The organism is Streptomyces sp. UNOB3_S3 (genome assembly GCF_020740895.1).
Lineage (GTDB): Bacteria > Actinomycetota > Actinomycetes > Streptomycetales > Streptomycetaceae > Streptomyces.
This window is the reverse complement of sequence record NZ_JAILXP010000509.1, coordinates 1-3,988: the sequence shown is the minus strand read 5'-3', so window position 1 is coordinate 3,988 and position 3,988 is coordinate 1. Positions and strand designations below refer to the sequence as shown.

General features: G+C 69.4%; 5 protein-coding genes and 1 pseudogene. 1 reads left to right on the top strand and 5 read right to left on the bottom strand.

Annotated features, from left to right (window positions below):
* The 5 genes and pseudogenes from K6I33_RS32710 to K6I33_RS32690 all read right to left on the bottom strand — a co-directional run.
* Positions 1-257: pseudogene (locus tag K6I33_RS32710) on the bottom strand (hypothetical protein); the annotation flags it as partial.
* 55 nt (positions 258-312) lie between these two features.
* Entirely contained in the window at positions 313-1,146 is an 834-nt protein-coding gene (locus tag K6I33_RS32705) for an RNA polymerase sigma factor SigF (RefSeq protein WP_229358258.1), read from the bottom strand.
* A gap of 189 nt (positions 1,147-1,335) precedes the next feature.
* Positions 1,336-2,307, bottom strand: coding sequence for an RNA polymerase sigma factor SigF (locus tag K6I33_RS32700; RefSeq protein ID WP_229358256.1), 972 nt, complete (start codon positions 2,305-2,307; stop codon positions 1,336-1,338).
* Between the two features lie 168 nt (positions 2,308-2,475).
* The gene (locus K6I33_RS32695; RefSeq protein WP_229358254.1) at positions 2,476-2,769 is read right to left on the bottom strand and encodes a Dabb family protein; all 294 of its coding nucleotides are present in this window, start codon (positions 2,767-2,769) and stop codon (positions 2,476-2,478) included.
* Positions 2,770-2,781: 12 nt separating this feature from the next.
* The gene (locus tag K6I33_RS32690; protein WP_164737664.1) at positions 2,782-2,943 is read right to left on the bottom strand and encodes a hypothetical protein; all 162 of its coding nucleotides are present in this window, start codon (positions 2,941-2,943) and stop codon (positions 2,782-2,784) included.
* A gap of 529 nt (positions 2,944-3,472) precedes the next feature.
* Between K6I33_RS32690 and K6I33_RS32685 the strand changes: the two genes are divergently transcribed.
* On the top strand, positions 3,473-3,847 hold the full coding sequence (locus K6I33_RS32685; protein ID WP_229358253.1) for an STAS domain-containing protein: 375 nt from the start codon (positions 3,473-3,475) through the stop codon (positions 3,845-3,847).
* The last annotated feature ends 141 nt before the right edge of the window (positions 3,848-3,988 follow it).

The window sequence follows — 3,988 nt, the reverse complement described above, 5'->3', positions numbered from 1 at the left end:
GGTGAGGGGCGGGGGTCCGGTGAACGTGAAGGGGACGCGCTGTCCGTGGGGCTCGGGCTCGGGACGGGGAGCGGGATGAGCTCCACGCCGCCCTTGGGCGGCACGGCGTGACCGGCCGCTCCTGTGGTGCCCGTGGTGCCGGGTCCGGCGGCCCCCGTGGCGAGACGGCCCTCGCGGTCGCCGCCGCCGCAGCCCGCCGTGGCGAGCGTGCCCACCGCAACCAGGCAGACGAGGCAGACGAGCGTCTTCCGTCGCATCGGCCCAGTGTCGCTGACGCTTCGTCAGCTTGTATATCCCCGGGGGATCCGGGCGTCAGTCGGCGATGAGGCCTTCCCGCAGCTGCGCCAGCGTGCGGGTCAGCAGCCGGGAGACATGCATCTGGGAGATGCCGACCTCCTCGCCGATCTGCGACTGCGTCATATTGGCGAAGAACCGCAGCATGATGATCTGCCGTTCGCGCTGGGGCAGCTTCGCCAGCAGGGGCTTCAGTGACTCGCGGTACTCCACGCCCTCAAGGGCCGTGTCCTCGTAACCCAGCCGGTCGGCCAGGGAGCCCTCGCCGCCGTCGTCCTCGGGGGAGGGGGAGTCCAGGGAGCTCGCCGTGTAGGCGTTGCCCACGGCCAGGCCGTCGACGACGTCCTCCTCGGAGACGCCGAGGCACACCGCCAACTCCGGGACGGTGGGCGAGCGGTCGAGCTTCTGGGCGAGCTCGTCGCTGGCCTTGGTGAGGGCGAGACGCAGCTCCTGGAGGCGGCGCGGGACCCGCACGGACCAGCTGGTGTCCCGGAAGAAGCGTTTGATCTCACCGACCACCGTGGGCATCGCGAACGTCGGGAATTCGACACCCCGTTCGCAGTCGAAGCGGTCGATCGCCTTGATCAGCCCGATGGTGCCGACCTGGACGATGTCCTCCATGGGTTCGTTGCGGCTGCGGAAACGGGCCGCGGCGTACCGCACGAGGGGGAGGTTGAGCTCGATGAGGGTGTCGCGGACGTAGGTGCGCTCGGCGCTGTCCCGGTCGAGCGCGGCCAGCCGCAGGAAGAGGGAGCGGGAGAGGGTGCGGGTGTCGATGGCTTCACAGTCGTCGAGCACGGCGTGCGGTGCGTCGTTGGCGAGCACCTTCGCGCTGCCCAGGTCTACGGACATGCCACCCCCTTGAGGTCGCGGACGGATCACAGCGGCACCCTCGCGCGAGGGGTTCAGCCTCCACCTGAATACCGGAGGCTGCGCTGTGGCAAACGCAGTTCCAGCAGAATGTCACATGTCGGCAACACGCTGTAGCGTCAAGTCGATATATCTTCCCCATGACATCGGGGGAGGGGTCACCCGCGAGGGTTAGGCGTCGATTCGATTTGCGGAACGGAGCCGGGCGAAGCTTCGTGAGAGTAGCCGGGACACATGCATCTGTGACACCCCCAGCTCCGCGCTGATCTGCGACTGCGTCAAATTGCTGTAGTAGCGCAGCAGCAGGATCCGCTGTTCCCGCTCAGGAAGCTGTACGAGCAGATGGCGTACGAGATCACGGTGTTCGACCCCGGCGAGCGCGGGGTCCTCGTAGCCGAGGCGATCCAGCAGGCCGGGCAGGCCGTCGCCCTCCTGGGCGGCCTCCAGGGACGTGGCGTGATACGAACGGCCGGCCTCGATGCAGGCCAGTACCTCGTCCTCGGCGATCTTCAGCCGGTCGGCGATCTCGGCGGTGGTGGGGGAGCGGCCGTGGAGCACCGTCAGGTCCTCTGTGGCGCCGTTGACCTGCACCCACAGCTCGTGGAGGCGGCGCGGGACGTGCACGGTGCGGACGTTGTCGCGGAAGTACCGCTTGATCTCGCCGACGACGGTCGGCATCGCGAACGTGGGGAACTGGACGCCGCGGTCGGGGTCGAAGCGGTCGATGGCGTTGATGAGACCGATGGTGCCGACCTGGACCACGTCCTCCATGGGCTCGTTGCGGCTGCGAAAACGCGCCGCGGCGTACCGCACGAGGGGGAGGTTGGCTTCGATCAGGGCGGCGCGCACGCGGGCGTGCTCGGGGGTGCCGGGCTCCAGGGTGACGAACTCCTTGAAGAGCACCTGCGTCAGGGCCCGGGCGTCGGCGCCCCGGCCCTCCCGGGAGCGGGGGCCGCGTACGGCGCCGGGCTCGCCGGGCCGGCCGTCCTCGTCGGTGTCGTGGTCCCCGGTGGGCTCCCCGTCGGGGCCGGCGGGCCCGAGGCCGTCGGGGATGTCGCCGACGGCGGCGACATGATCGGGGTCGGTCCCGTCGGTGGACTTGTCGCGTCGGAGGGGGGCTTCGGGCGCTGTACGGGCCGGCACGGTCACCACCCCTTCGCGGTCAAAATCGATCAACTCATCCGGCAAAAGCGGTCATAGCATCACAAGACATGTCCGTAGTGTGCAAGCACCGCATAGCGCCGTGTTGGCGACAAAAAACACCCCTCGCCCGGCGGGCGAGGGGTGCCGGAAGGGGCGCCGGAGGGGGTGTCAGAACGGGTAGTCGGCGATCACCCAGGTCGCGAATTCGCGCCACTGGGCGACGCCCGCCTGGTGGGCGGGGTGCTCCAGATACCGCTGGAGCGCGTCCATGTCCTCGACCGAGCAGTTGATGGCGTAGTCGTAGGCGATCGGCCGGTCGGAGACGTTCCAGGCGCACTCCCAGGAGCGCAGCTCGGGGATGGCGCCGTCCAGCTGCTCGAACGCCTGCACACCGGCGACGACGCGCGGGTCGTCGCGCCCGACGCCCTCGTTGAGCTTGAACAGGACGAGATGACGGATCACTGCTGCCTTCTTTCAGCTGACGAGCTGGGTCATGAACTCGCCGATGTTCATGGCGGCGTCCGAGATCCCCTGGAACCCTATCTGGACGAGCTCGGCCGACCGGGCGGGGGAATGGATGATCGTGTACGCCACGAAGATGCCGAGACCCCAGAGCACGACCTTCTTTGTCTGCACGATGACGCCCTGCCTCCCCTGCGGTCCCGCCTTGATCGCGAGAGTCTATCCGCGCAAACGTGCGAGGGAATGAATGGCCGAAAATCATGGCGCGTCATGTGGACGGATTCACACCCCTCACACGGACTTTAAGGACTTTGGACCCTGTAAGCCGGGCCCTTCGGCCGACTCGGGCGCCCGCGCCGGGGCGGAGGATGGAGGGGCGTCCACGGATCTGGCAGGAATCTCGTGGACCCAGGGATACGGACCTCACTGCGGGGTCCGGGCCGTGCGAATCCCCCCGACCGCGGCCCGTACTTGGAGGCCGTGTCCTCGTCGGGGGAAGCGGTTGTCCCCCCGATGCCGCTTCCCCCGTCCCACATTCGCCGGAAGCCCCGGCTCCGGTCCACGAAGCGCACAAGTGGTCCGGGGCCGGGGCTTCCGTGCTGACGGCCCGGATTCCGCCGGATCACGGCTGGGCCTCAGAGGTGAAATCGGCCCACGGCCGGGGCACCAGAAAGGCACACGATGTGCCCGATGAGGGAGGGCGGTGAGGTTCGCCATGGGCGTGTACGAGCTCGCCTTCACCATGCGGGAACGCGTGGCGGGGGGAGCGGTGGTCATGGAACTGACCGGTGAGATCGACATCCTGGCCGAGCAGACGCTGGGACAGCGGATGGAAGGCGTCGCGGCGCGCGCCCGGGGCGAGCTGGTGCTCGATCTTCGCGGGGTGACCTTTCTGGACGCCAGCGGAGTACGGCTGTTGCTGCGGGTCCGCGCCCGCGCGGCGCGGTGCGGGGCGCGGTTGCGGGTGGTCCGGGGTGGGGCGATGGTGTCGAAGGTGATCCGGATCGCCGGGGTCGAGCCGGCGTTCGTGTGGCTGGAGGAGTTCCCGCCGGCGGCGGTTGGCAGCGTGCCCGCCTGACGGCGGGGTTCCGCCGACGTTCGGCTGATCCCCGGTGGGGGTTTCCCGCGCCTGGCGGCGCGGGGTGGGTGGTGCGGCCCGGTGGTCCGGTTTGTGCCCACCCGTTCCGCCCTGCGGAACGCCTGCCCACAAACGTGAGGG

What these genes read in the sequence shown, in the direction of transcription:
- K6I33_RS32705 (WP_229358258.1), bottom strand. Translation starts at nt 1,146, where the DNA reads ATGTCCGTAGACCTGGGCAGCGCGAAGGTGCTCGCCAACGACGCACCG.